This window comes from Maricaulis maris MCS10, assembly GCF_000014745.1.
In the GTDB taxonomy this organism is placed as follows: domain Bacteria; phylum Pseudomonadota; class Alphaproteobacteria; order Caulobacterales; family Maricaulaceae; genus Maricaulis; species Maricaulis maris_A.
In genome coordinates this window covers 1,227,943-1,254,301 of sequence record NC_008347.1, presented here as the reverse complement: position 1 = coordinate 1,254,301, position 26,359 = coordinate 1,227,943, and the positions used below count along the sequence as shown (strand labels likewise).

General features: G+C 62.5%; 26 protein-coding genes and 2 tRNA genes. 6 read left to right on the top strand and 22 right to left on the bottom strand.

The window, feature by feature from the left end; genetic code table 11:
- Positions 1-32: 32 nt before the first annotated feature.
- From MMAR10_RS05970 to MMAR10_RS05960, 3 genes are read right to left on the bottom strand one after another with little or no spacing between them, the layout of a single operon-like run.
- The gene (locus MMAR10_RS05970; protein ID WP_011643085.1) at positions 33-602 is read right to left on the bottom strand and encodes a DUF4287 domain-containing protein; all 570 of its coding nucleotides are present in this window, start codon (positions 600-602) and stop codon (positions 33-35) included.
- A 2-nt stretch (positions 603-604) separates the two neighbouring features.
- Positions 605-1,198 (bottom strand): SRPBCC domain-containing protein, encoded by a 594-nt coding sequence (locus MMAR10_RS05965; RefSeq protein ID WP_011643084.1) that lies wholly within the window; start codon positions 1,196-1,198, stop codon positions 605-607.
- Positions 1,195-1,584: an ArsR/SmtB family transcription factor gene (locus tag MMAR10_RS05960; RefSeq protein ID WP_011643083.1), complete on the bottom strand. Its 390-nt coding sequence runs from the start codon at positions 1,582-1,584 to the stop codon at positions 1,195-1,197. Before MMAR10_RS05960 ends, MMAR10_RS05965 begins: the two co-directional genes overlap by 4 nt.
- Before the next feature lie 502 nt (positions 1,585-2,086).
- Here MMAR10_RS05960 and MMAR10_RS05955 point away from each other — a divergent pair.
- Positions 2,087-5,527 (top strand): pyruvate carboxylase, encoded by a 3,441-nt coding sequence (locus tag MMAR10_RS05955; protein WP_011643082.1) that lies wholly within the window; start codon positions 2,087-2,089, stop codon positions 5,525-5,527.
- A 422-nt stretch (positions 5,528-5,949) separates the two neighbouring features.
- Here MMAR10_RS05955 and MMAR10_RS05950 read toward each other — a convergent pair whose 3' ends face one another.
- The 6 genes from MMAR10_RS05950 to MMAR10_RS05925 form a co-directional block, all read right to left on the bottom strand.
- A complete protein-coding gene (locus MMAR10_RS05950) occupies positions 5,950-6,411 on the bottom strand; it encodes a hypothetical protein (RefSeq protein ID WP_011643081.1) in 462 nt (153 codons plus the stop codon).
- Positions 6,412-6,477: 66 nt separating this feature from the next.
- Complete coding sequence (locus MMAR10_RS05945) at positions 6,478-7,440, bottom strand: alpha/beta fold hydrolase (protein WP_011643080.1); 963 nt, start codon at positions 7,438-7,440, stop codon at positions 6,478-6,480.
- Positions 7,441-7,449: 9 nt separating this feature from the next.
- Complete coding sequence (locus tag MMAR10_RS05940) at positions 7,450-8,283, bottom strand: SDR family NAD(P)-dependent oxidoreductase (protein WP_011643079.1); 834 nt, start codon at positions 8,281-8,283, stop codon at positions 7,450-7,452.
- Positions 8,280-9,773, bottom strand: a complete 1,494-nt coding sequence (locus tag MMAR10_RS05935) for a flavin-containing monooxygenase (RefSeq protein WP_011643078.1) — start codon at positions 9,771-9,773, stop codon at positions 8,280-8,282. The genes MMAR10_RS05940 and MMAR10_RS05935 overlap by 4 nt, the downstream gene beginning before the upstream one ends.
- A 61-nt stretch (positions 9,774-9,834) precedes the next feature.
- On the bottom strand, positions 9,835-11,154 hold the full coding sequence (locus MMAR10_RS05930; RefSeq protein WP_011643077.1) for a bifunctional folylpolyglutamate synthase/dihydrofolate synthase: 1,320 nt from the start codon (positions 11,152-11,154) through the stop codon (positions 9,835-9,837).
- Positions 11,151-12,155 carry a RimK domain-containing protein ATP-grasp gene (locus MMAR10_RS05925; RefSeq protein ID WP_011643076.1) on the bottom strand — a complete coding sequence of 335 codons (1,005 nt, stop codon included), beginning with the start codon at positions 12,153-12,155 and terminating at the stop codon, positions 11,151-11,153. Before MMAR10_RS05925 ends, MMAR10_RS05930 begins: the two co-directional genes overlap by 4 nt.
- Positions 12,156-12,317: 162 nt before the next feature.
- On the opposite strand from MMAR10_RS05925, the gene MMAR10_RS05920 reads away from it, so the two are divergent.
- Positions 12,318-13,418: an NADH:flavin oxidoreductase gene (locus MMAR10_RS05920; RefSeq protein ID WP_011643075.1), complete on the top strand. Its 1,101-nt coding sequence runs from the start codon at positions 12,318-12,320 to the stop codon at positions 13,416-13,418.
- 273 nt (positions 13,419-13,691) lie between these two features.
- On the top strand, positions 13,692-15,077 hold the full coding sequence (locus MMAR10_RS05915) for a hypothetical protein (protein WP_011643074.1): 1,386 nt from the start codon (positions 13,692-13,694) through the stop codon (positions 15,075-15,077).
- Positions 15,078-15,151: 74 nt separating this feature from the next.
- Here the strand turns inward: MMAR10_RS05915 and MMAR10_RS05910 are convergent.
- From MMAR10_RS05910 to MMAR10_RS05865, 10 genes are all read right to left on the bottom strand, one after another.
- Positions 15,152-15,226, bottom strand: a tRNA-Phe gene (locus MMAR10_RS05910).
- 135 nt (positions 15,227-15,361) lie between these two features.
- Positions 15,362-15,529 (bottom strand): DNA gyrase inhibitor YacG, encoded by a 168-nt coding sequence (locus tag MMAR10_RS05905; protein WP_011643073.1) that lies wholly within the window; start codon positions 15,527-15,529, stop codon positions 15,362-15,364.
- Positions 15,530-15,586: 57 nt separating this feature from the next.
- Positions 15,587-16,660: a ribonuclease E/G gene (locus MMAR10_RS05900; protein ID WP_011643072.1), complete on the bottom strand. Its 1,074-nt coding sequence runs from the start codon at positions 16,658-16,660 to the stop codon at positions 15,587-15,589.
- Complete coding sequence (locus MMAR10_RS05895; protein WP_011643071.1) at positions 16,657-17,283, bottom strand: Maf family nucleotide pyrophosphatase; 627 nt, start codon at positions 17,281-17,283, stop codon at positions 16,657-16,659. The genes MMAR10_RS05900 and MMAR10_RS05895 overlap by 4 nt, the downstream gene beginning before the upstream one ends.
- A 24-nt stretch (positions 17,284-17,307) precedes the next feature.
- Positions 17,308-17,526, bottom strand: coding sequence for a translation initiation factor IF-1 (infA, locus tag MMAR10_RS05890; protein WP_011643070.1), 219 nt, complete (start codon positions 17,524-17,526; stop codon positions 17,308-17,310).
- A gap of 133 nt (positions 17,527-17,659) precedes the next feature.
- Entirely contained in the window at positions 17,660-18,094 is a 435-nt protein-coding gene (locus tag MMAR10_RS05885) for a low molecular weight phosphatase family protein (protein WP_011643069.1), read from the bottom strand.
- Complete coding sequence (locus tag MMAR10_RS05880; protein ID WP_011643068.1) at positions 18,091-18,573, bottom strand: UPF0262 family protein; 483 nt, start codon at positions 18,571-18,573, stop codon at positions 18,091-18,093. The genes MMAR10_RS05885 and MMAR10_RS05880 overlap by 4 nt, the downstream gene beginning before the upstream one ends.
- Positions 18,570-19,031: a DUF2948 family protein gene (locus tag MMAR10_RS05875; RefSeq protein WP_011643067.1), complete on the bottom strand. Its 462-nt coding sequence runs from the start codon at positions 19,029-19,031 to the stop codon at positions 18,570-18,572. The genes MMAR10_RS05880 and MMAR10_RS05875 overlap by 4 nt, the downstream gene beginning before the upstream one ends.
- A 17-nt stretch (positions 19,032-19,048) precedes the next feature.
- A complete protein-coding gene (gene murA, locus MMAR10_RS05870) occupies positions 19,049-20,320 on the bottom strand; it encodes a UDP-N-acetylglucosamine 1-carboxyvinyltransferase (protein WP_011643066.1) in 1,272 nt (423 codons plus the stop codon).
- 84 nt (positions 20,321-20,404) lie between these two features.
- Entirely contained in the window at positions 20,405-20,614 is a 210-nt protein-coding gene (locus MMAR10_RS05865) for a hypothetical protein (RefSeq protein WP_150099719.1), read from the bottom strand.
- Between the two features lie 104 nt (positions 20,615-20,718).
- Between MMAR10_RS05865 and MMAR10_RS05860 the strand changes: the two genes are divergently transcribed.
- Positions 20,719-20,793, top strand: a tRNA-Thr gene (locus MMAR10_RS05860).
- 558 nt (positions 20,794-21,351) lie between these two features.
- Here the strand turns inward: MMAR10_RS05860 and MMAR10_RS05855 are convergent.
- Both MMAR10_RS05855 and MMAR10_RS16100 read right to left on the bottom strand, forming a co-directional pair.
- Complete coding sequence (locus MMAR10_RS05855) at positions 21,352-21,819, bottom strand: hypothetical protein (protein ID WP_150099718.1); 468 nt, start codon at positions 21,817-21,819, stop codon at positions 21,352-21,354.
- Between the two features lie 375 nt (positions 21,820-22,194).
- Positions 22,195-23,403: a hemopexin repeat-containing protein gene (locus MMAR10_RS16100; RefSeq protein ID WP_011643064.1), complete on the bottom strand. Its 1,209-nt coding sequence runs from the start codon at positions 23,401-23,403 to the stop codon at positions 22,195-22,197.
- A 583-nt stretch (positions 23,404-23,986) separates the two neighbouring features.
- On the opposite strand from MMAR10_RS16100, the gene MMAR10_RS05840 reads away from it, so the two are divergent.
- Together MMAR10_RS05840 and pip are read left to right on the top strand one after the other, a co-directional pair.
- Positions 23,987-24,454, top strand: coding sequence for a hypothetical protein (locus MMAR10_RS05840; RefSeq protein WP_011643063.1), 468 nt, complete (start codon positions 23,987-23,989; stop codon positions 24,452-24,454).
- Positions 24,451-25,470, top strand: a complete 1,020-nt coding sequence (pip, locus tag MMAR10_RS05835) for a prolyl aminopeptidase (protein WP_011643062.1) — start codon at positions 24,451-24,453, stop codon at positions 25,468-25,470. Before MMAR10_RS05840 ends, pip begins: the two co-directional genes overlap by 4 nt.
- Before the next feature lie 15 nt (positions 25,471-25,485).
- Here the strand turns inward: pip and MMAR10_RS05830 are convergent, their stop codons facing one another.
- On the bottom strand, positions 25,486-26,217 hold the full coding sequence (locus tag MMAR10_RS05830; protein ID WP_011643061.1) for a DUF2793 domain-containing protein: 732 nt from the start codon (positions 26,215-26,217) through the stop codon (positions 25,486-25,488).
- Between the last annotated feature and the right edge of the window lie 142 nt (positions 26,218-26,359).

Genomic DNA, 26,359 nt, shown 5'->3' with positions numbered 1-26,359 from the left:
GTCTGTCCAGTGGCAAACCGGGCGCCGTCCACCTAGCCTGCCGCCTCATAAGCCTGTTTGAGCCAGCCAAGCACTTCGGCATCGACCGCGCCCGGCCCGTCCAGGCGGACACGATGGGTGCACATCGCATTGAACGAGCCCGACGCTTCCAGCCGACCGGCGGGCTCGACCCCTTTGAGATTGAGACCGAGATCAACCCGCGTCCTGGTCGAGGGCTGGATCAGGCCGAACTGCTTGGCCCGCCGCAGCGAGACATAGGCTTTCTTCGGGGCGAGTTCGACATCGCCGCCAAAGCCGGTCGCGGCGGACGACAGGGCATCATAGATCGGACGCAGGCCGGCCTTGCCGCCGGCATATTGCGCTTCGACCAGGTCAGTGGCGGCAGCCGGGGCCGAGACGACCCCGCTCTTCACTTCATGCGCCACCAGATTGGCAAAGCCATGCGTCATGCCGTGCTCGGTCTTGAGCAGCTTGACCATCTCGCCATGCTTTTCCAGCCCGCTCGCCTTGACGATCGCGACCCAGTCGCCGAGCGGTTTGCCGGTCTTTTCCGGCATGTTGGCGATCATCGACCGCGCCATGTCTTCCGGGGATTGCGCCATGATCAGGCCTCCTCTGTGACTGCAGGAATTTCGGACAGGTCGGGCGCGCGCTCAAGCGGCCAATTGCTCGACAGCGCCGCCTTCGGCGTCATCGGCGCCATCAAGGAAAACATGAACAGCATCATGCGTCCGCCCATCGTGGCCTTGCCGGTCTCGACCAGTGCCTTGAGATTCTCGCAGATGAATTTCGCGCCCTGCGCCATTTGCTTCTCGGACTTGGAGACCTCGTCGGCCGCCGAGTGCTCATTGATCAGCGTGAATTCAACCCCGCCTTCAACCTCCTTGAGGACATAGCGCACGATCGAGACCGGGTCGTCCGAAGTGGTGAAGCGGAAGGTATGCGCATAGCGGTGCGGCGGCTCAAACTCGATCACCTTGCCCATTACCAGCGTATGCTTGCCGTCCGGCGTGCGCATGGCGAAGGCCGCCCCGTTCTGAAGGCCGGGCGTGTCATACTGGCCGTTGAAGAAGAAGGGCATCGGCCGGTCGGTCCGGATCAGCTCGGACCAGACCTGGTCAATCGTCGCCCGGATCATGACCCGGTACATGGATGTCCGGACCTCTCCGGACAGGCTTTTGGCTTGTGGTTCACTCATCCTGGCTCCCCCTTCGTGTGAGTAATTTCGTCCGCCTCCGGCGCATCGCCGTCGCGGGCACGGCGTTGTTCGGCGAGATACTTGATATCCAGCATGCGACCGGACCAGAGCGCGGAATACTCGCTCGTCCACCGGTCATGGATCATCTGGATGGGCACGGCATTCATGTAGAGATGCCGCGTGCGTCCGCGCTTGTCCGAGATGATGAGACCGGCCTCCTCCAGAACGGTCAGATGGCGCATCACCGCGATCCGGCTGACATCAAAACGGCTGGCGACCGCCCCGACCGAGCATCCCGGCTCATTGCGGACGATGTCGAGCATCTCGCGCCGCGTTGTGCTGGCGAGCGCCTGAAAAACCGCATCCATCGAGTCCGGAGACATCATCTGATCACCTCATGTAACTAAGATATTACATGTTAGAGTAAATTTTTCAAGCTATATCTCATAATCTGTCGCAGATTGATGATAGCATATCTCAATTATGTACATATTCTGGGCGCCCACAGCGGAGCGGGGCAGAACCTCTTCCTCGGAGATAACGACCATGGAGGTACCGAGTTGGAGACACCGTGTTAGAGGCGCGAAACCGGCGCGACCGAAGGAAGCTCGTTCAGGTCATCGCGCCAAGCGCGGAACCGCCCTTAATTCTATTGTCAGCCAGCGGGCCGTATCCGGTTCTTAAGGCCAAGGCGGTCGAGATCACGCCTTCCCGCTCATCGCCCGTGCCCCAAACCTGTCTCTCTTGCCGCCGACCTCAAAACGCGTCACCCTCAACCTTCGCAGTGCAACATTTCGCTTCCATCCGCCGCGCGAAGCGGTTTTTATGGTAACGTTACCAGCGCGCTGACCGGCGCGCGCCACCCCTGACCCTATCGGGAGACGCCGCGTGCCCACCGAAAAACTCCTCGTCGCCAATCGCAGTGAAATCGCCATCCGCATCATGCGCGCCGCTACCGAGCTCGGCCTGCGCACGGTCGCGATCTATGCGGAAGAGGACAAGCTGGCGCTGCACCGCTTCAAGGCCGATGAAAGCTATCGGGTTGGCGCCGGCCTCGGTCCGGTGAAGGCCTATCTCGATATCGACGGCATCATCGCCATTGCCAAGAAGTGCGGCGCGACCCTGATCCATCCCGGCTATGGCTTCCTGTCGGAAAATCCCGACTTCGCCGAAGCCTGTGCCGCGGCCGGCCTGACCTTTATCGGCCCGTCTCCGGATGTCATGAAATCCCTCGGCAACAAGGTCGCCGCGCGCAATATGGCGGTTGAGGCCGAGGTGCCGGTGGTGCCCGCGACAGGCCCCTTGCCCGACGCATCGGATGACTGGGACACAATGGCCGAGGCCGTTGGCTATCCGCTCATGCTCAAGGCCAGCTGGGGCGGTGGTGGTCGCGGCATGCGGGTGATCGAGGAGGCCGGCGAGCTGCACGCCCAGGCGGAAGCCGGTCGCCGCGAGGCCGAAGCCGCTTTCGGCAATGGCGAGGTCTATCTGGAAAAACTGATCCGCAAGGCGCGCCATATCGAGGTCCAGATCCTCGGCGACAGTCATGGCAATCTGGTCCATCTCTACGAGCGCGACTGCACGGTCCAGCGCCGCAACCAGAAAGTCGTCGAGCGCGCCCCGGCGCCGGACATGGGCGAGGACACCCGCTCCGCCATCTGCGAGGCCGCCCTGCGCCTGGTGCGCCATGCGGGATATTGCGGCGCCGGCACGGTGGAATTCCTGCTCGATGCCGAAACCGGCAAATTCTACTTCATCGAGGTCAATCCGCGCGTCCAGGTCGAACATACCGTGACCGAGGAAGTGACCGGGATCGACATCGTCCGCGCCCAGATCCAGATCGCCCGTGGCGGCCATATCGGTATCGAGTCCGAGACCGGCGTCCCCGAACAGTCGAAAATCGTGCTGCACGGTCACGCCCTGCAATGCCGGGTCACCACGGAAGACCCGCAGAATAATTTCACCCCGGATTATGGCCGTATCACTGCTTATCGCGGCGCGACGGGTTTCGGCATTCGGCTGGATGGCGGCACCGCCTATTCCGGCGCCGTGATCACGCGCTATTTCGACAGCCTGCTGGAAAAGGTCACCGCCTGGGCAGCGACGCCGGAAGAAGCTGTGCGGCGGATGGATCGGGCCCTGCGCGAGTTTCGCATCCGCGGCGTCTCGACCAATATCGCCTTCCTGGAAAACGTCATCAATCACCCGGACTTCGTCTCGGGCAATATCACCACCCGTTTCATCGACACCACGCCGGCCCTGTTTGATTTTCCCAAGCGCCGCGACCGCGCCACGCGTCTGCTCGGCTTCATCGCCGACGTCTCGGTCAATGGCAATCCGGAGGTGGCCGGCCGGCCGCTGCCACCGGCCCATGCCGTCACACCGGTGCCGCCACCCAGCACCGGCAAGGCACCGGACGGCACCAAGCAATTGCTCGACAAGCTGGGCCCGGAAGGCTTTCGCGACTGGATGCTGGCGCAAAAGCGCGTGCTGATCACCGACACCACCATGCGCGATGGTCACCAGTCCCTGCTGGCAACGCGCATGCGCTCGCACGACATGGTCACCGTGTCGGAGGCCTATGCCGAACACCTGTCCGAGCTGTTTTCGATCGAATGCTGGGGCGGCGCGACCTTTGATGTCGCCCTGCGCTTTTTGAAGGAAGACAGCTGGGACCGCCTGGCCGATCTGCGCCAGCGCATGCCGAATGTCATGCTCCAGATGCTCCTGCGCGCCTCCAACGCCGTCGGCTACACCAATTATCCCGACAATGCCGTCGACCTGTTTGTCAAACAGGCGGCCCAGACCGGGATTGATGTCTTCCGCGTCTTCGACAGTCTCAACTGGGCCGACAACATGAAAGTCGCCATGGAGTCGGTGCTCAAGACCGACCGTCTGTGCGAAGCGGCGATCTGTTATACCGGCGATCTGGGTCATGCCGAGCGGCCGAAATACCAGCTCGACTATTATCTCGGCCTCGCCCGTGAGCTCAAATCCGCCGGCGCCCATATCATCGGCATCAAGGACATGGCCGGCCTGTGCCGTCCGGCCCAGATCCGCACCCTGGTCAGCGCCATCAAGGACGAGACCGGCCTGCCGGTGCATTATCACACCCATGACACGTCCGGCATTGCCGCCGCGACTGTTCTGGCGGCCTGCGAAGCGGGCGCCGATGCCGTGGATGCGGCCATGGACAGTTTCTCCGGCCTGACCTCCCAGCCCAATCTAGGCTCCATCATCACGGCGCTTGGCGATACCGATCGCACCACAGGGATCGACCCGGCGGTGATCCGCCGCTTCTCGGACTATTGGGAAGATGTGCGCACCCAATACGCCGCCTTCGAGCCCGACCTGCGGGCCGGGGCGTCGGAGGTTTACCTGCACGAAATGCCGGGCGGGCAATTCACCAATCTCAAGGAACAGGCCCGCTCGATGGGGCTGGCCGAGCGCTGGCATGAAGTCGCCAAGATGTATGCCGCCGTGAACATGATGTTCGGCGACATCGTCAAGGTGACGCCCTCCTCCAAGGTCGTTGGCGACATGGCGCTCTACATGGTCTCCTCCGGCCTCACACCGGACGACGTGCTGGATCCCGATACCGAGATCAATTTCCCGGAAAGCGTGATCGGCTTGTTGCGCGGCGATCTTGGTCAACCGCCAGGCGGATGGCCGCCGGCCCTGCAGGCCAAGGCATTGAAGGGTGAAAAGCCGCGCACCGACCGCCCCGGCCAACATCTCGACCCGGTCGATTTCGACGCGGTGCGCGCGACGATCAAGGGCCATGGCGGGCGCGAAATCAATGACAATGATGTCTGCTCGGCCATCATGTACCCAAAAGTCTTCGCCGATTACGAAACCCATCGCAGCGAGTTCGGACGCGTCGACCGCCTGCCCACGCCGGTCTTCTTCTATGGCATGGAACCGGGCGAGGAGATCTCCGTCGAGATCGACCGCGGCAAGTCGCTCAATATCCGCTTCATGGCGATCGGCGAGCCCAATGATGCCGGTCTGCGCGAGGTCTTCTTCGAGCTCAACGGCCAGCCGCGCGTTGTTCGCGTCGATGACAAATCGGTCGCCTCCACCGTGGTCGTCAATGAAAAGGCCGACATGGCCAATCCGGGCCACATCCCCGCCCCGATGCCCGGCCTGATCGCCACCGTCGCCGCCAAGGAGGGCGACACCGTGAAAGCCGGCACCCTGTTGATGACGTTGGAAGCAATGAAAATGGAAACCTCGATCACCGCGCCCCAGTCCGGCACGGTCAAACGCCTGCCGATCAGTGCCGGGGCCCAGGTCGATGCCAAGGATCTGCTGGCTGTGGTGGAGTGAGCGCCTGAACGGCCCGCCCTACTCCCCGGGGAGAAGGAACACGTGCCTTGCACGCGGCGCTCTGCGCGGAGCCATCCATAAATCACTTGTCAGCCAGCAGGCCGTATCCGCTTCTTCAGCTCAAGGGTGAAACCGCGAAGCGGCGCCTGCGGCGCCCTTGACCTGAAGAAGCGGATACGGCGAAGTCTCGGCAAGCGATCCATGGTGCGGTGCGCGCCAGAGGCGCGGGGGTGAACGGGATTAATTGTGTCTGTCCCGGTTGTTTTGGGGATATCCGAAGGGAGAGTCGGGCTGGTTGGCCCGATTGGAAACAATGCTGCAGCGTGAGCTGCGCCCGAAACCGAAAGTCCAACCGCAGCGTGAAACCGAGGATTAAAGGGGGCCTGTCACCATTTATTCCTGGTCGGGCACTAAGCCCGCAATCACTTCATGCGGTTGGCCGCTCCGCTCAATGCGGCGGTCAGCAGCGCGGCGATCAGGGCCAGGTCAAGCAGGTTGAATGCAACATCAAGCATCGCCGCCCAACCTTCCAGGATGAATTCATAGGACACGAACATCGAGGCCGACAGCCACAGCAGGAGGTCAAGCAGGGAAGCAAGGAAATAGGTCACGCTCGCGGCGATCGGGCGCGACGGATACAGCATCGCGGCGGCGAGATATCCTGCGACATAGGCGAACCAGAAACCGAAAAAGACAGGCCGCATGCCGTCGATGAAGCCGGCGAGAAAGCCTTGCACGAATTCCGTGCCCGAAATGCCCAGCCGGTAGGCCAGCAACACCAGGAAGAGTTGAAGGGCCCAGAGCGCCCGGAACCAGAGCACGCTGCCCAGAATGGTCGCTGCGGTCGTTCCCTTTTGAAAACTCAAACCCGCCTGACGGCCCATGATTCCATCCTGCTTCTTCGGCCCCATCAAAACAAGAAAGGTCCCGACAAGCAACCAGATCAGCCCCTAGCCCAGCTTCCCCGCCATGCGCACAATAAATGCCTCCAGCCGCTCCGGCTCGATTACGGGTGGCATGTGGCCGCGGGCTTCCATCGTCTCGACATCGGCATCTGGCAGGGCCGCGCTGAGTGCGGCGATTTGTTCCGGGGCCGAGAGGATGCGGTCCGCCATGCCGTAGAACATCCCGACCGGGACCTGGATCTCGCCGATCCGGGCGGTGATGGCGTGCATGTCCTTGCCAACGGCGGTGAGATCAGTGGCCGCAGCGTAAAAAGCGTCCGGACGCATGGACAAAAGACCGCCACCGCGGGTCCGGAAGTCCTCCGGCGCCGGGTCCGGGCCGAAGATGATTGCCAGCGTTTTGGCGCCATTGCGGATCGACATCGGGATGGCGATGGTCTCGGCGATGAAACGGCGCATGCCCGGATTGGCGATATCGATACCGGCAAAGGCTTCGGCCGGCGTGTCGGGCGGTGTGACCAGGGCCGAGACCAGGGCCAGTCCGCCAACGCGGTCGGGATGATTGACAGCCAGGGCCAGTGACACGGCGCCGCCCAGCGAATGACCAACCAGGAGCGGCTTGTCGATGCCCTCCTTCTCCAGCATCTCGGCGATCATGCGGGCCTGTTCGGGGACCCGCGCCTGCTCGTCACTGTCGCGCTCGGACCAGCCGCAGCCGGGACGATCGACCGCGATGGCGCGATAGCCGGCAGCGGCGAGGCGCTCGGTCATGGCATAGGTGAAATTATGATGATTCCCGCCGAGGCCATGGATCATCACGACCGGCTGCCCCTCGCCCTTTTCGATCCAGTGCAGGCGGCCGCCCGACACCTCGGTGAAATGACCCTTTGGCGGCAATGCAGCCGACGCCTTCTTCGCCACCATGTGGCTGAAGCGCCAGGCGATGAACAGCGCCAGGATGAAGATCAGGATGATGCCACCAAGAACGGCAAGAAGAACAGTAAGCATGAATGACCCCTAGGAGGCGCGCTTGGCGCCGACCATTTTTTGAAGAATCGACCAGTAGCGGGTCGGGAAGATCCGTTCCAGCCACATCATGGTGTGCGCATCCCGGCCGACAAATATGCGCGGCTTCCTGCGCGCGACGCCATCAAGGATGATCCGCGCTGCTTCGGCTGGCGGCATGACCAGCAGACGCTGCGTCTGCTTGCGGGCCGCTTCCATCTCCTCGGGCGACGCTCCCGGTGGCGATTTTGCGCTGGCCGCAATCTGCGTTGCGACCCCGCCCGGATGGACCGTTGTCACCCCGATGGACGACCCGGCGAGCTCATGCCGCAAGGCGTTGGAAAAGCCTTTCACGCCAAACTTGGCCGTTGAGTAGGCTGCCTGGCCGGCCGGCGCGACGATTCCGAAGATGCTGGAAATATTGACGATATGGGCTTCATCAACCGCGCGCATCCTGGGCAGGAAGGCCCGGCTCATGCGGATGACGCCATAAAGATTGATGTCGATCAGGCGTTCAAAATCGGCCATTTCAACGTCCTCGAACATCCCGCCCAGCGCGATACCGGCATTATTGAAGAGGAGATGGACCGGCGCGCCGCTGGCTTCGACATCCTTTGCCAGCCGGGCAATGGCCGCGGCATCGGCCATGTCGACCACGAAGGTCGAGACCGCACACCCATCCGCCCGCAAAGGTGCCGCGACGCCATCAAGCCCGTCTGCATTGATATCGACCAGGATGAGACTGGCACCGCGCGCAGCCAATCCCGCCGCCAGCGCTGCACCAATGCCGCTGGCGGCCCCGGTGATCAGCGCCGTCCGGCCGGAATAAACGAAGCGCCGGCTCATTCCGCGGCCTCCCGGGCTGCCAGCTGACCGACCGGGCCGGGCGCCTTGGAAAAGGTCATATAGCCGTCCTCCAGCTTGCCGAAGCGGATCGCCAGCATGTCCTGGACATAGTTCTGATAGGTCTTCCAGGGAGCCCGATCGCCCTGCTTGGGCAGGTGCGCAATGGCCCGCTGGACATAGCCGGACGAGAAGTCGAGCAGCGGCTCGGGCGTGATGTCGTCGGGCACCTGCGGTACCGCGATGTCAGTTCCGGTCTTCTCCATGTGATTGAGCATGCGGCAGACACGCTCGCAGGTGAGATCGACCTTCAGGGTCCATGACGCATTGGTATAGCCGAAGGCGAGCGCCAGATTGGGCACATCCCCCAGCATCATGCCGCGATAGGTGTAAAGGTCAGCCGGCTCGACCACCACACCGTCGCGCGAGATCCGGGCCCCGCCTGCCAGCTGCATCTCCAGCCCGGTCGCCGGGACGATGATGTCGGCCTCGAGGATTTCGCCGGACTTGAGCTGGATACCGGTCGGCGTGAAACGCTCGATATGATCGGTGACGATGTCCGCCTTGCCGGATTTCAAGGTCTTGAAGACGTCACCGTCCGGCGCGAGGCAGAAGCGCTGATCCCAGGGATTATAGCTCGGCGTGAAATGCTTCTCGACATCGAAGCCCTCACCCAGCTCCGCTTTCACCGCTTTCAGGACGCCCTTCTTTACAAAGTCGGGCCATCGCCTTGAGAGCTGGTAGGTCAGGATGGAAACGCCGATATTCTTGATGCGTGCGATCAGGTAGGCGAGCTTGGCCGGCAGCATCTTGCTCATGGACACGGCGAGCCCGTCAATCGATGGACGCGACGCGATATAGGTCGGTGACCTTTGCAGCATCGTGACGTGCGAGGCCGTCTCGGCCATTGCCGGGACCAGGGTTACCGCGGTCGCACCGGAACCGATGATGACGACCCGCTTGCCGGCATAATCGAGCGCGCCGTCCCACAATTGCGGGTGGGCGATTTCGCCCTTGAAGTCATCATATCCCGCAAATTCGGGGAGATATCCTTTTTCATACCGATAATAGCCCGAGCACAGGAAAACGAAGCGGGCCCTGAAGACCTGCTCCTTGCCCGCGCCATCAACTGCCGTGACCTGCCAGCGCGCCGACGTGCTCTGCCAGTCCACGGCGACAACGCGGTGGCCGAAGTGGATATGTTGGTCGATACCGTTTTCGCTCGCCGTGTCGCGGACATATTGGCGAATGGACGGACCATCCGCGAACGCCTTGCCTCCGGTCCAGGGCCGGAAGGCATAGCCGAACGTGTACATGTCACTGTCCGAGCGGATACCGGGATAGCGAAACAGGTCCCAGGTTCCGCCGATCGCATCGCGCGATTCCAGGATGGCATAGCTGCGTCCGGGAGAGCGGGTTTGCAAGTGGTAGGCGGCGCCGATGCCGGACAGTCCAGCCCCGACGATCAGGACGTCAAATTCGTTCTCGGACATGTCAGCTCCCATACCGTGTCTTCGGCACTGTAGGAAAAGTGAACACTGTTTGCCAGTCGTTTCAAGCGCCGGTACAGGCCATCAACCAGGCGTCGCGAAGCGCCGCCGCCCAGAACAGTCCTCCCAGTCCCACCAGCACCCGGCCGTCCTGCGGCAACTGCGCGGCAGCGATGGCCTGCGCCGCCGTCGGGGCGAGTTGAAGTCGGGCACGCGGGTTGCGCTGACGGTAGGCCGCTTCCAGCAAGGCTGCCGGCACGCCTCCCGGCAGGGCCGACACGACGACATCGTCAAAGGCCGGTGCAAGCCGGTCGAGCATGGCGTCAACGGACTTGTCCGCCGACATGGCCAGCAATAGCCGCGCCGGTCGTCCGTCCAGCAAGGTCGCGACGCCGGACACAGCAGCGGCGATACCGGCCGGAGAGTGTCCCGCATCGATAATCAGCCCCGGCTCACCGTCGCCATCATCTGCGCCCAATGGCAGGACTTCCATCCGGGCCGGATTGGTGCAATGCGCCAGCGCCTCCGCCACACTGCCGGGCCAGTTGTTTGCGAACAGGTCGGGCCGGGCCTCAGCCAGCACTTCCAGTGCGACTTCCAGATTGTCGGCCTGAAACCGCCCGTGCATTGGCGTCAGGACACGCAGCGGGCCGCGCTCGCGATGCCGGATGGTGATATGATGCCCGGCCAGCCTGTCCTCGCTGCCGGACGGGCCATACTGGTCTGCGACCCAGAGGGGCCGCACCGGCTTGAGGCCCGCCATCACCGCCAGAACGGGGCGTTCGCCTTCAAAACTGCGGCCGATGACAACGCGCGCGCCGGGCGGGGCCACGTCGAGCTTGTCCAGGGCGACCTCGCGCAAAGTGTGTCCCAGCAGCGGCATGTGCTCGCGGTCCAGGCTGACCAGGGCGACGACCGGCGCCTGCAGGAGCCGGGTCGGATCATAACGTCCACCAATGCCTGCCTCGATGACCAGCCGCTCGGCGCCCGCTTGCTCAAACCACAACAGCGCTGTCAGGAAGCCGGCTTCAAAGGCACAGGCCTGATCACCCGGATGATCGGCGAGATGGTCGCTGACGGCCGCCCCGATCTGGGCTTCCAGCGCCTGCAGTCGATTGTCGGCAATCATCTCGCCGGCCAGTTCGAAGCGCTCATTGAAGGCCTGCAGATGGGGCGAGGTGAACAGGCCGGTCCGTTCGCCGGCAGCCTGGAACAGCCCGCCCAGCATGCGCGCGACACTACCCTTGCCATTGCTGCCGGCGATCACGACCGACCGGCGCCCGATAGCGGGCAGATCAAGGCCAAGCCGCGCTGCAATCGCAGCTGTGCGGGCCAGTCCGACCCCATCGCCAAAGCGCGGCAGATCGAGCGTGCTGGCCCTCATGGCGCAGCCGCCAGGGCGCGAGCCAGGATATCGGTCCACAACGCCTCTGCCACCGCATGCTCGCCAATCGATTCCAGGGAGGCGAAGCTGGGATTGGCATTGACTTCCAGCACGACCGGAGCGCCCGGAGCCGGCCTGAGCAGATCGACCCCGGCGACGTCCAGACCCAGCACCTTCGTCGCCCCGACGGCCAGCCCGGACAGGTCGGGGTCCACGTCGGTCGTGAACCCGACCGCTTGTCCACCGGTGGCCAGATTGCCGCGACCAGGCAACAGCACAGACACCCCTGCCTCAGAGATGTCATCAGCGCCCTGCCCCCGCGCTTCCAGGCCGGCGGCGAAATCCGTGCCAGTAACCGGGCTCAACGCGTTGTCCTGCAAATTCCTGTTGAGGCTCTCCAGCAGCTCGCGCCAGCTCGACTGGCCGTCACCAACCAGCCCGCCCGAGACCTTTTGGTATTGAAACCGCGCCTCGCCGGCGACAACCAATACCCGAAACTCTGCCGCTTCCACATAGGGCTGCACGACGACCTGGTCATATGTGCGGGCCGCGCGGTCCAGATAGTCGAGCAAGCCGTCATGGTCTCGGATCTGTTCGGCCAAATCACCATGGGCACCGCGATTGGGCTTGGCGAAGACCGGGTAGCTTGCTGTCGCCCCCCATTGCTCAAGATCGGCGCGCTCGCGCCCCGGCGCGCGCAAATGCCGGCGTGTCGTTTCCAGAAAGTAGAGCGAGGTAGGAAGATGCGGCAGTCCGGCCTCAGCGAGCATCGCCGCCGTGAAGGCCTTGTCGCGCGCGATTGTATAGGCAGTCGCGGAGTTGCCGGGATAGGCACAGATCGCGCCGGATCCGCAATGGACGCGGCGCCCGCCGGCCTCGACAGCGAAGAGATAGCCCTCGCCGCCATCCAGATCGAGAAATTGCCACCCCTGGCGCTGGCACACCGTGCGGACCAGGCGGGTATTGAACGGGGTTCGGTCAGGGGCGGCCATTGATTGCATGTCGATCTTCTACATCCCCGCCGCAGGCGCGGAAACAGCGGCATGACGTTCCCTCGATACCGCACCGCCGCAAAACGCATGGGTCAGATACATACCCAAGGGTCGATTTTCGCGAAAACCTCCCTATTTGATAGCGCTGACTATTTCTGTAAGGACAAGCGAATGACCCCGACCGACGCCCTCTTCAAGCCCTTCTCGCTGGGTTCGTTGCAACTGCCCAACCGCATTGTGATGGCGCCAATGACGCGCTCCAAAAGCCCTGATGGTGTGCCGGGCCAACCTGTCGTCGACTATTACCGGCGCCGCGCCGAGAACGCCGTCGGCCTGATCATCACCGAGGGCACGACCGTTGACCGGCCCGGCGCCAGTTTCGACCCGTCCATACCGAATTTTCATCGGCCCGACTCGCTGGCGGGGTGGAAAACCGTTGTCGATGCGGTGCACAAGGCCGGCGGCAAGATCGCGCCGCAGCTCTGGCATGTCGGCCTGGCCCGCAAGCCGGGTACCGGTCCGCACCCGGACGCCAAATCCGACAGCCCCTCCGGCATTGTGCCTGGCGGCAAACAGGTCGGCGAGCCGATGAGCGCCGAGGACATTGCCGACACCATCGCCGCCTTCGCCAAGGCTGCCAGGGCCGCGGCCGATATCGGTTTTGATGCCATCGAGATGCATGGCGCCCACGGCTATCTGCTCGACCAGTTCTTCTGGGACGGCATGAACCAGCGCGATGACCGCTATGGCGGGGGGCTCACTGAACGCACCACCATCGTGCAGGAGATCATCAAGGCCATCCGCGCCGAAATCCCGGCCAACCTGCCGCTCATCCTGCGCTATTCGCAATGGAAGCAGCAGGACTATAATGCCCGCCTGGCCGAAACGCCTGACGCGCTTGGCGAATTCCTCGGTCCGCTCTCCGATGCGGGTGTCGACATTTTCCATGCTTCGACCCGCCGCTTCTGGATCCCGGAATTTGAAGGCTCAGAGCTCAACCTTGCCGGCTGGACCCAAAAACTGACCGGCAAGCCGGCCATCACGGTCGGCTCGGTCGGCCTCAACTCCGACTTCATCGGTGCCTTCATGGGCGAGAACTCGCCTGCGGCCTCGCTTGACGGTCTGATCGAACGCCTCGAACGCAATGAGTTCGACCTCGTCGCCGTCGGCCGCGCCCTCATCTCCGACCCGGAATGGGCCGCCAAGGTTCGTGATGGCCGTTTCGACGAGCTGGAAGACTTCAGCGCCGAGAAGCTGAAAGAGCTGGTGTAATACCGGTCTGATCACAGTAAGGCGCCCCGCTGCGCGGCGGGGCGCCTTACCCTTGATCGGGCGGGCGCTGCCGTTCGGCTCGCCTGCCTGACGGCATGACCCTTTCGCCCCGAAAACCCGACCGCGAATAACAAATGAGACAAATTTTCGTCTATTTTTCGCGACTCTACGTTTTTCTGCAGAATAACGAACGGTTGCAGTCGACTATTGAACGACACATTAAGACTTATCCATCTAGCTTGCCCGGACAGCAGTTTTTGATGGATTGATACTGTGACAACTGATGTTCTCGACCGGATCAAGAAGGCCCTGACAGGGCGCGACGGGATCGACATCGGTCATTTCCAGTGGATCAACTTGGAAATGATCAAGAACGAGGTCGGAGAACAATGGATCGAGGTGCGCAAAAAAATCTACAGCGTCTCTGCCCAGTACATTGAAAAGCGGCTCGCCAAGGAAGACGTGCTGGTCCGCTGCCGGGGCGGATTCATCCTGGTTTTTGCCACCCTGTCGGGTGCAGATGCCGCCCGGAAAACAGCCGAACTGTCCAATGGTCTGAACCACTACTTCCTGGGCGACCGTATCCTCAAGAACCTGGAAATCAGTTCTCAATCCAAAGAGTTGTCGGTTAACGAATTCGCCGAACTGGTCAAACGCAGCGACGTCTCCCAAGCGGCAGAAATCGGCCAGGCCAGCCAGAATGCCATCAAGACCGTCACCAAGAAGGATGCCGCCGGCAACTGGCGAGACATAGACCGCCGGTCGGCAAGTTCCGCACAGCGCGACCTGTCAAAGCACAAGTCTCCCGACATCCCCGCCCCGGCTCCGGCGCAAATTGCCAAGGACCTGCCGCCGAGCATCGACGCCACAGCCGATCTCGACAAGCTGTCCTCCCTGCCGTTCAAGGTCCCGACCGCCCAGTGGGACGAGATCATTTTCAAACCGTCATGGGATGCGAAATTCAATTACATAACGGCCAATTTCTGCCTGCCACACCGCCATCACAACGGCCAGGAGCTCTACGGGCGCCAGACCCTCCTGGGCAATGATGATCCCGACATACTCCAAGCGATGGATCATGCCGTGGCCACCACGGCCCAACGCGGTTTTCTGAAACAGCTGACCGGCGGCAAGAAATGCGCTGTCGTCATCCCGGTCAATTACGAGACCGTGATCGGTACCCAGGACCGGATTCGGTATTTCTCCATTCTCCAGAATATTCCCCAGGCCCAACGAAAATATTTCTACATCCGGGTCGACAGTATTCCGGACGGCGCGCCGATCGGCCAGATGGAAGAATTGTTCCGGTCCATGCGGATATTCGGGTCCAATCTGCTCGCAAAGATCGAACCTGGCACAGTCCGGCTCAACCGATTCGAGAATTGCTCGATCGCCATCTACTGCTCGTCGCTGGAACGCAAATGGGCGCGCACCGGCCTGAGCGAGGGCGTCATCAAGAAGCTTGTTGACCAAGCAATCTCGATCCGGCGGATCGGCGCACGCGGTGCGCTCACACAGGTTGATACCGCCGAACAACTCCAGTTCGGCATTGATGCCGGCTACGAGATCTTCACCGGCGCAGCCATTGGCAAGGACATGAAATCCCCGGCCCCGCTGATTGAGGCAACGCTCCAGAGCCTGCTGTCCAAGGCGGCCTGACACACGGATTGTGATCGCGCCGGAACCGCCAAGGCCGGCCCGCATACAAAAAGCATCCATGTTCAGGAAATAAATGGTGCCCGGGGGCGGAATTGAACCACCGACACGCGGATTTTCAATCCGCTGCTCTACCCCTGAGCTACCCGGGCACCGTGTCGACAAGCTGCCTCGGCAGCCATCGAGAGCGCGGTTTATAGGTCGGGCACGGATGCGTGTCCATGGCTCTTTTCAGCGAAATCACAACCGGTGGCAGCTCGGTCCGCCAGAGGGGCCCGCGCGTGCCCCTACTGGTCTTCCTCGGTCGGCGGATTGTCCTCGGCGACGTCGGCGGGCTCACCGGGAATGGCGTAGGAACCACTGACCCATTTGCCCAGATCGACATCAGCGCAGCGCTTGGAACAGAAGGGTTTGAAATCGGGGTCAGCCGGCTGGCGGCAGATCGGACATTTCATGGCGATGTCTCCTTTGCGGGGAGGCGGACAGGGTGGAGGGTGTCAGGGTGGAGGGTGTCAGGCGCGTCCGACACGGCAGGCATTGCGTGCCAGCTCCGGATTTTCGGTCAGTTCAAAACGGGCCCCGATACGATCGGTCAGCGCCGCGCGCCAGGCAATGGTGTCGCTGTCGAGCCAGTTGAAGACCTCGGGCCCAACCGTCAGGCGCTGCTTGCGGGAGCGATCGGACCGGGCTTCCGCGTCGAGCCGGCGCAAGGCGGTCAGCGCGGCGGTTTCAACAGTCGGTCGTCCGTCGGACTCCAGCATGATTTCCGACAGGGTGCGACCGCGCCGCTGACGGGCAACCTCGCCAATGCAGAACTGCGACAGCGGGGCGACGTCAACCTTGGCCCGGTCACGGCGAAAGGCGCCGCGCAGGGTCTGTTCGACAGCCTTGCGATCCGGCTGCCCGCGCATGTGGACGAAATCGATGGCCAGGATGCCGCCAATACCGCGCATGCGGGCCTGACGGGCGGCTTCCTTGGCGGCGGAATTATTGAGCTGGACGGCCAGCTGGGCGGCATTGCCCTGGCCCTTGCGGCCATCGGCATCGACATCAATCGTCGTCATCGCCCGCGTCGTCTCGATATAGAGCGACCCGCCGCCGGGAATGGCGACTTGTGGCTCCAGCGCCTCATCGAAGGCGGCCTCAAGGTCGAAATCAGTCTCGTCCGCCCATTGCGCCTCGGCATCGCCGAACGTGCGCACCAGGCGCTGGGCGAGGATTTCGGCCGGTTCCAGGCAATCGGGTGCCTCGCCAGGCTCGACGTCGACGAGCCCGAGATTCGGGCCTTTCTCGGCATAGGCTTCGCGGGCAATGCGCACGCCGATGGCGGCGCCTTCGTGCAGTCCTTTGGGACGGCCCGACTTGCCGAATGGCAAAAAGCCCTCCTCGCCGACACCCAGATCGACAAAGGCGGCATTCAGGGCCGGCTCGACCCGGCGCACCCGACCGCGATAGATCTCGCCCTCGATCACCCGCTGGCCGGCTTCCGACCAGCGGTCGAGGAAGAGCTCGACGATGCGGCCATTCTCGGCGACAGCAGCGCGGGTCTCGCCGATATTTTCTTCGATCAGGATCTGCCGGTTCATGCCGAACCTCCCTCGCCCATCCGCGCGGTGACCGGATAGCCCAGCCCCGTCAGCAGATTGGCCGTTTCATAGAGCGGCAGGCCGACCACGCCGGTGAAGGAGCCGATCAGATTGATCACGAAACAGCCCGCCCGCCCCTGAATGGCATAACCGCCCGCCTTGCCGCGCCATTCGCCCGACGCGATGTAGGCGTCGATTTCCGGCTGTGACAGGCGCTTGAACTTGACCCGGGTTTCGACCACCCGCGCTGCAAAACGGTTGTCCGGTCCCCGCGCAGCAATGCCCGTGAAGACGCGGTGATTGCGGCCGGACAGCAGATCGAGACAGCGCCGCGCTTCGGCCTCGGTCTCGGTCTTGGGCAGAATGCGCCGACCAACCCCGACGACCGTATCGGCGGCAAGGATGAAGGCGTCATCGCTGCCCGGATGGGCCATGGCCTTTTCCTGCGCCAGACGCAACGCCAGGGGCCCGGGCAGCTCGCCGGGGATCTCGTGCTCATCGATATGGGTGGGTTCGACCGCGTCGGGGCTCAGTCCCGCCCCGCTCAGCAGGTCGAAGCGTCGGGGCGAGGCACTGGCCAGGATCAGGCGCGGGCGGGGAAGTGCCGGGTCGGCCAGCGTCATCGCGTCACCACGCCTGAATGGAGCTTACTTGAAGCGATAGGTGATCCGGCCCTTGGTCAGATCATAGGGCGTCATCTCGACCAGGACCTTGTCGCCGGCCAGAACGCGGATACGGTTCTTGCGCATCTTGCCCGCAGTGTGGGCAATGATTTCGTGTTCATTCTCGAGCTTGACCCGGAAGGTCGCGTTCGGAAGCAGTTCCGTGACTTCGCCCGGAAACTCCAACAGTTCTTCTTTCGCCATGCGGCTCCTCGTTTCTGACCCTGCGGTCTGACCCTGTGGGGGCTTAGAATTCTGGGTGTTACCGCAGACTCGCCAAGCAGCCCGCGCACCGGAGCGCGCTGTATACTCCCCCTTGCGGGCAAAAGTCGAGACATCAAGCGCTTTTTGGCGTCGGTTCCCACTGCGCGACACGGGCGGCGATGGCATCACGCGTTTCGCGATAGGCGGCGATCTTCATGTCACGATTACCGCCGGTCTCGCTGGGATCGGGAATCGGCCAGGCCTGGAACTCGGCACCGGTGCGGGCGGCATACTCCCGTGCCATCCGGTCGGCCGCCGTCGACAGCGACACGATCAGCTCGGCCGGAGGGTCGCCAACGCCATTGAGGGCAATCGGCGAGAAGTCTTCCAGATCGACCTTTTTCTCCAGCATGACCGAGACCATGAAAGGGTCCACGAAGGCCGCCGGGATGACACCGCAGGAGCGGGCGATGGCGTCGGGACCGAATCGAAGGCGCCACAACCCCTCACCCATGGGCGAGCGGATGGCGTTGCGGCCGCAGACAAACAGCACCGAAGGCGCGCTCATGACGCCGCCCGCCTGTGCAGGGCGCAGATCAGGGTGAAGAGGCGCCGGGCGGTGTCGAAATCAACATCGATCTTGCCGACCAGCCGCTCGCGCAGCAGCGTCGAGCCCTCATTGTGAACACCGCGCCGGGCCATGTCGATCGCCTCGATCCGCTCCAGCGGCGCATCGCGCACAGCCTCGTAATAACTCTCACAGATCAGGAAATAGTCTTTCACGATGCGGCGCAGCGGCCCCAGTGCGAACATGAAGCCATGCACCGGCGTGTCGTCTTCCAGACGCACATCGAAGACCAGCCGGTCATGTTCGATGGCGAGGCGCAGCGCATAGGGACCATCGACCTCGCCGTCCGGACGGAAGCGATTGCCTTCCAAGAGGTCGGCAATGGCGACGCGGCGCTCATGGTCGGCATTGACATCGCCTGGTCCCATACTGGCGCCGTCGAGGTCGATACGGACAATCCTGTCGTCGGACTGGCTCATGGCGCTTGGGTCTCTTCGTCCGGTTCACCGATATCGGCGGTTTCATGCTGCGGTCGCGCTGTGGCCCGCCAGGGACGGGACAGATCGACCAGAACCACGTCCAGGCATTCGACATCAAGCCGCAGCTCGCCGCCACCGGAAAATGTGCAAACCACCTGCCCCGACGGCATTTCGCCCGGCTCGAAGCGGATCGCCAGCAGATTGACCACCGCATCCTCGGCACCCTGTCGGATATTGCGCGAGCGGGCCGCGGTCACATGGCCGATCTGGACGCCGGAGCGCACGCGCCGGTCGCGCCTCCCCGCCTCCCAGCAGAAGCGGTTGAACGCCATGGTGAAGGATCGCAGCCGTTTGGAGTGCTCGAAATCACCCAGCAGCGCCACGGCGTCCTGGAGGGCCGCCGAAATGGCCGCGAGATCGTGCTCGTCCAGTGCCGTCAGCCGCAAGGGAGCTGTCATCCGTCATGTCCTGTGGTTCAGGCTCCGTCGGGGAGCCGTTCGATGCGGGCACCGCAGCCGGTGAGCTTGGCTTCCAGCCGTTCAAACCCGCGATCAAGATGGTAGACCCGATTGACCACGGTTTCGCCTTCCGCCGCAAGACCGGCGATGACCAGGCTGACCGAAGCGCGCAGGTCGGTGGCCATGACCGGCGCCCCGCGCAGGCGCTCGACGCCGCGCACCACCGCCTCATTGCCATGCACGGTGATGTCAGCGCCCAGACGGGCGAGTTCCGGCGCGTGCATGAACCGGTTTTCGAAAATGGTTTCGCGGATCACCGAAGACCCGTTCGCCAACGACATCAGTGCCATGAATTGCGCCTGGGCATCGGTCGGGAAGCCCGGGAAGGGCTGGGTCTCGATATCGACACTGTCCAGGCGGGAGCCATTGCGGGCCACACGCACGCCGTCCGCCACGGCTTCAACCGTCACACCCGCCTCACCCATCGACGACCACAGCGCCTTGTTATGGGCCAGCACAGCCCCTTCCAGCACCGCATCGCCGCCTGCCGCGGCAACGGCCAGAGCATAGGTCGCGGTCTCGATCCGGTCGGCAACCACCTTGTGGGTGACACCGGACAGTCGCGACTGGCCCTGGATACGGATGGTCGAGCTGCCGGCTCCCTCGATCGTCGCGCCCATCGCCGTCAGGCAATCGGCGAGATCCCCGATCTCCGGCTCGCGGGCAGCATTTTCGATCACGGTCTCACCGCGGGCCAGCGAGGCGGCCAGCATGGCGTGCTCGGTGGCGCCGACCGAGGCAAAGGGCAGATCGATCTCGCCGCCGACCAGACCGCCTGCCGGCGCCTTGGCCGAGACATAGCCCTCGGAAATCTCGATCTGTGCGCCCAGCGCCTTCAGTGCTTTGAGGTGCAGGTCGACCGGGCGCGCACCAATGGCGCAGCCACCCGGCAGCGACACACGGGCATGCCCCTCTCGCGCCAGCAGCGGGCCGAGCACATTGAAGCTCGCCCGCATCTTGCGGACCAGGTCGTAGGGCGCGAACGTGTCGGCAATGGTCGCCGCATGCAGGCGCAGTTGCGCGTCTTGGCCATCGGAGACCTCGACACCGAGCTTTTCCAGCAGATGACCGAGAAAGCGGCTGTCAGCCAGGCGCGGCATGCGGGTGAGGATCACCGGCTCATCGGTCAACAGCGCCGCGGCCATCAGCTTCAGCGCGGAGTTCTTGGCTCCGCTGATTTCAATACGGCCTTCAAGGCGGGCGCCGCCCTGGATGACAATCCGGTCCATGAGTACTCCTTCAACGCCAAGACGGAAACGCGAGACGCGCGTGATTGCGTGTGCGCCCCATCCCGGTGCCCGATCCGGGCGGCATTATGACGGGGTGGCGGGTTTTTCTGAGGCAGTTTGTGCAGCGTCGCTGTCATTTTCCGGTGCCTCCTCGACCGGGGTACGCACCGCCGCCTTGCGACGACGCAGATTGGCGCGCAAAGCCTCGGCCAGACGGGCCTCCCGGGAATTGGGGTCCGGTTTGTCGCGCTTGGCGCGCGGCGGTGTGGCGGGTGGATCGCTGGGCTTGCTCATGCAATTGGTCATGGCGAACGCTGCACATCACGTCAAGACACACTTGGCGCAGGCTCAGGCTTGCGTTATATGCCCGGCTCTCGTTCGCCGAAAGGCAACCCGGCGCCGCTATAGCTCAGGGGTAGAGCGTTCCCTTGGTAAGGGAGAGGTCGAGTGTTCAATTCACTCTAGCGGCACCATTTTCAAGCCCTTGAAATTGCTTGGACAAATCACTACACAACATCGGAACACGCACCGAACGCAGGCTTTATAGGATTGTGCCGCGGCAGGCCTGTCCGTGTTTGGTTTTGCTGCAACCAATCTGACCTGATCGCCTCCTGGGCCTTGCTCTCGAGATGCCTCGCGCACGACCACGCACAGCCTAGCGCGAAAAGGAGACGTGCCGAAACCGCGGCTGTTATATGAGCGCCGCGGCGCACGGCCATCCATACACCGCTTGTCAGCCAGCGGGCCGTATCCGGTTCTTCAGCTCAAGGGTGAAACCGCGAAGCGGCCGCGTCGCGGCCCTTGACCTGAAGAACCGGATACGGCGGTCTCTCGGCAAGCGGTTTATGGCGGGGTTTGCTCCTGGGCGCGGGGGATAAGGGAGATTAACTGTGTCTGTCCCGGTTGTTCTGCAGTTTCCGTTGGATCAGAACCGCCAAATCTGCCCGAAAATGGTGCCTGTCCCCATTCTTCCCGTTTTTCTCACTGTCACCATTTATTATCGGGCGACGTTTTGAAGTAGCGGAATGGGTTCAGGCCCGTTTACATAAACCTACGATTTGCAACTGCCCAGAACCTTCGAATTCACCATCATTGATTGATCCGAACTCACCATTCACGGCGATTTCATTCCCAAGCTTCAACGCATCGTCCGAAATCTCTTTTCCATCCCTAGCGCTCAGCCCAAGGGCATCATAGGTGTGCCTATCAAAATTCGTTGGCTTGATACCGATGATCAAAAAATGGTTATCAGGCCTGCTTACGTCGATTATCTCGTTCCCAACAATCAGATTGTCACCATCAGGCCCCGAAAAATCCCAGGGCTCTCCAACAGACACAGAAAACTTTCTCAAATCACTGGCCGAGAATAACTTCTTCAAAGATTTCCACATTAACTCTGTCCCCAGTTTTCCCGAGAAATGACTCGCTTCCACCCCTTGCCGCGATGGCGTTGTCTGGTACTGGCAGTCGTAAGAAAAAACAGGAAAAAACAGGGACACACACCATTTATCCCGCATCCAGTTTAGGTCGCCCGCGCGGTCTGGGGCGCAATCGTCGGCCGGATTTGGTTTCCAGTCCAGAGAGCCATGCCTCCGCCCCCATGGGGAAACCGGTTTTAGTGAAATAGCCCAGCCGCGCTTCCACTTCCTCGCTGAGCCCGTCTGCCAGGCAGGTCGGCCAGTCGAGGATCCGGTCCGGATAGTCGGCCGGCTCCGGAACCAGGTGGACATGATTGGATTAATAGGTGCCTGTCACCATTTTTTGCCGAAGCATTTGAACGGATTACGCATCCGGGCAGGCTGGGAAACTTCGCCCGGCACTCCTGGCGAAGTTCCTCTGACAGGCCCCCTCTGACAGCACCCGCATCGCCCCAATCAGTAGTCCGAGTAGAACAAGATCAGCCGGTCGGAATCCCATGTGGTGGCGACCGACAGATAAAAGCCGACAGGCGGAACGGCCCCGGTAAAATTCCGATCGGTGACCATCTGAGGGTAGCCCGGATCGGCGCGGTCGGCAGCAATATCAAAGCTCAGCATGCGATTGCCCGAGAAGAACATGATTTTGCCATTCCCCATATTGGTCGCGGCTTCAATCCGGCGGCCCAGTGCCGGCAGCCCCGGCCACGTGCCTTCAGTCACGGGCCTGGGGTAGCCGGGATCGGTACGGTGGCTGGCAATGTCAAAGCGCAGATAATTGCCGCCGCCGAAGAAATAGATCTTGCCATTACCCGCATTCACCGCAGCATCAATCGGGCCCAGAGCCAACAGGCCGGGCCAGCGTTGCTCGGTGATCCTGACCGGAAATCCGGAAGAGACCTCTCGTATGCTGAGCTGGTAGCGCGAATACCAGCCATCGCGAAAGAAATAGACAAAACCACGGCCGTCATTGACCGCCGCTGTCGTGCCCTCCCGAAAAACGGCATCAAAACCGTACGGATCCAACCTTTGGATACCCCGGGGTATCCCCCCGACACGGTTTTGTTCCAAATCAAACTCCGCCCAATAAGCGGGGTCAGCATTTCCAGGACCAGAGCGCGCGACCTGCTGGGGTGCCCGGGGGACCGCCGCGGCCGCATTGACGATAATGTCACCATCTGCCGGTGAATTGACGGTGAGTGCTTGACGAAAATCTGCACTTCCGAGCTCTTGCGCATTTGCGTAGATATCGGCCCTGGTGTCATAGGCGCCCAACCTGGAGATGTGGCATTTGTCCTCTGTATCGGCGAGGCGTTCCATCCAGTCCCTGCCGGTATTTTTATGGTGGAAGATCGTTATGGATCGGCTTTGGTGGCCCGAAACCGTTCGAAAATGATCGCCCGATATTGTTAAAGTCGCATGGGAATTGTCTTCTGGAATAGCATAGGATACCGATGTGTGAGGCGCGACCGGGTAGGTCGCGCAGCCACCTCCCGTATTGAACAAGACCAATGTGACGGGGACATCTCTGTTATTGGTGATGTGCCGATAACAATAATAATCCCTCGCGTGCGCTGTTCCGGCTAGCGACAGCAATGCAAGAACGCATGCCGCTCCGAAAAATCGACGGACGTTATTGATCTCGGCACGCCGCTCACGATTTTTCATATTGCGCTTCCCCTACCATCCCCTGAATTATATAGGACTCGCAGTGCCCCCCAATAATGTCAACGTGTTGGTTTCAAACGAAGGCGGACCTACACCACCGCCGCATTGCGGATCACCTCAGGCGACATTTTGAAGTAACGAAATTTGAAGTAACGAAATGGGTTTTTCATCCAAGCATTTTTGCTGGCGAACCGATAACGGCCCGTTTTATCTTATATTTCCTTTGAGGCGAATGCAGTATTGCTGCGCGATCTCTTTGTGAGAAGACTTTGACGATTTGCGGAAATCGGGGCCAAGCGTGACAGCTTGGAGCTCATTGTCACGAAGGGAATTTTTGAGCCTGGGCGGCTCATGGTTCGAGCCGATCAAAGTCAATTCCTTCCTTCTTTAGTTGGTGTTCCCGGTCTTCCTGTGCATCAAGGAGAGAGTTCAATCCATCTCCCTCAAGCGGCACCATTACTTCCCGCAGACACAATTTGAATTGCCACGGGGTCTTGCCGCGATGGCGGTGTCTGGTATTGGCATGGGTGAGATCGGGGCGGTGTCCGGCGCAAAGGCGCCCCGGCGGTAAACGGGGCGGGGATTGCAGGTTTTTCAATCAGACTGGGTGCGCGCTCTGGGAGTGCTGACCGTGACCATTCTGGGCGCGGCAGCGATTCTGTCTGCCAGTGGCGAGACGCATGCCGAGCCGGAACCCGTTCCGGTCATCTATTCCATCCTGAACATGACCGAACGGATGGCGGACCGGCACGCTTGCCCTCTGGACCTGGTGCATGCGCGCGAGCTGATCGAGACACGCTATGCGGCGACCGGGTACCGGTTGGAATTCAGCCCCCTGGCCGACGGGCCAGATGTGCTCCTGCATGAATTCGCCGCGACGGTCTCGCCGGAACCGGACGCGAGCACGGCCGCCTGTGCGTGGACGGTCATTGTCAGCTTCCAGGGCGCAACCGCGACCTATCAATCCACGGTCGCCCCGTCCTCGACGCCGCTCGAACGTGTCAATCTGACGCCGCTTCCCGCAGCCTCACCCGCGACCGACACCCGATGAGCGCCTTTCACCCGGCCTGCGCGCCGCACCAGAGCGGCCATCTGGACGTTGGTGACGGGCATGCGATCTATTGGGAAAGCGCCGGGAACCCGGACGGCATCCCGCTGCTGGTGCTGCATGGCGGCCCGGGTTCGGGGATATCCGACAAGTTCCGGAAGTTGTTCGATCCGCAGCGATTCCGCATCATCCTGCTCGACCAGCGCGGCGCCGGCCGCTCGACGCCGCACCTGTCGCTGCAGGCTAATACGACCGCCCATCTGGTCGCTGACCTGGAAGCCCTCCGCGGGCATCTGGCCATCAAGCGCTGGATGGTGTTCGGCCCGTCCTGGGGCTCGACGCTGGCCCTGGCCTATGCCCAGACGCATCCACACGTCGTCAGTGGCCTCATCGTCGGCGCCATCTTCACGGCCCGCGCTTTCGAGCTGGACTGGTGGCACAGCCCCGACGGCGCGCCGACCATCTTTCCGGACGCCTTCGCAACCTTCATCGCTCCGGTACCGCAGGCAGAGCGGACCTCACCCGAAACGATCATGCGCTGGTATCTTGCGGAGATGCAGGACGAGATCGCGCGCGGGCTTCCGGATCTGACTGAGCTGGCCGACATCTCGACCCCGCTCGATACGCTGCGCCGCTCTGCGGTCTATCGGTGGACTGAGTATGAGGACCGCCTCTCCTATCTCGACAATCCGCCAGAAGCTGTGCGCGCGGGACTGGCGGCTCGCGGTGCCGGCTTTATTGCCGCGCATTCGCTGATCGAGGTCCATTATTTCAGCCAGGGATGCTTCCTCGAGGAGGGTGAATTGCTGGCCAAGGCCGACCGCCTGGCAGACATTCCGATGGGGATCCTGCACGCCCGCTATGACATGGTGTGCCCCGCCCGCACCGCCTTCGATCTCGCCGCAGCCTGCCCGCATGCCGATTTCCGGCTGGTCGCCGTGGGCGGTCATGGCATGACCGATGCCAGCCAGGCTGAGCTGAATGTCCTTGTCGACGACGTGGTCTCCCGTATCACCTGAGTGCAGGTGAGCGGGTCAGCCCTCCGGGGCGACCGGCATCCAGGCATGGATTGCGATGGCGACTTCCCCACCGGTGAAATCACCGCCATTGGCCGCCAGTTCGATTGGCGTATCCGAATAAAAGGCGGTCGGGCCGATCACGCCCAGATTGCTCGCGCCCTCGGCGATGCCGAGCGACCCGCCGAATTTGGTGCGCTCCCCGGACAGACCGCAATCAAACGAGCTTGCGCCGGTGATGGCTGAGACGGTTCTCACCGATACGCAGAAGACCACCGCCCGGGCGGGAATGACGACCGAACTGGCTACCACCGATCCGCTCAGCCCGGTCAGGGTCTCCTCGGCGATCAGGGCCCGGCTTGCGGCACCACCAATCCCCTGCGCCAGGACCGTATCGGTCGGCGCGTCCCGCCAGCGTGCATTGTCCTCATCCCAGAACAGGCCGGCCCGTTCATCGATGACAGACACCCGCCAGCCATCGGCCGGAGTAAATGCCGTCCAGTAGCCGTCCCGCCAGACGGCAATATCGCCGGCATTGAGGCTCGACCAGGCCGTACCGCTGGCTCCGCCCGGGATGATCCAGGCGGCGCCCTCGGCCGGTGTGGCCGGCTCAACCGTCACGCTGCGACTTTGCACCACGGCCTGGACCAGGGCGTCGAGCCGCATCAATGCCTCGTTCACGGTGACATGCTTTTGCGCCTGGGCGGGCATCACAAGCGGCAGATCGAGTGTCGGACTGGTCTGGGACATGGGGTTTCTCCTCGCTGGCCCGCCAGTCTGTGGCAAGATGGGGAAGCGGGGATAAGCAGCCACACTGTCCTCGCTTCAGTGACCCACTTGACGCACGCGCCGTGCGCGCTTTCTCTCCGCCGCACAAAGACACCACGAAGAT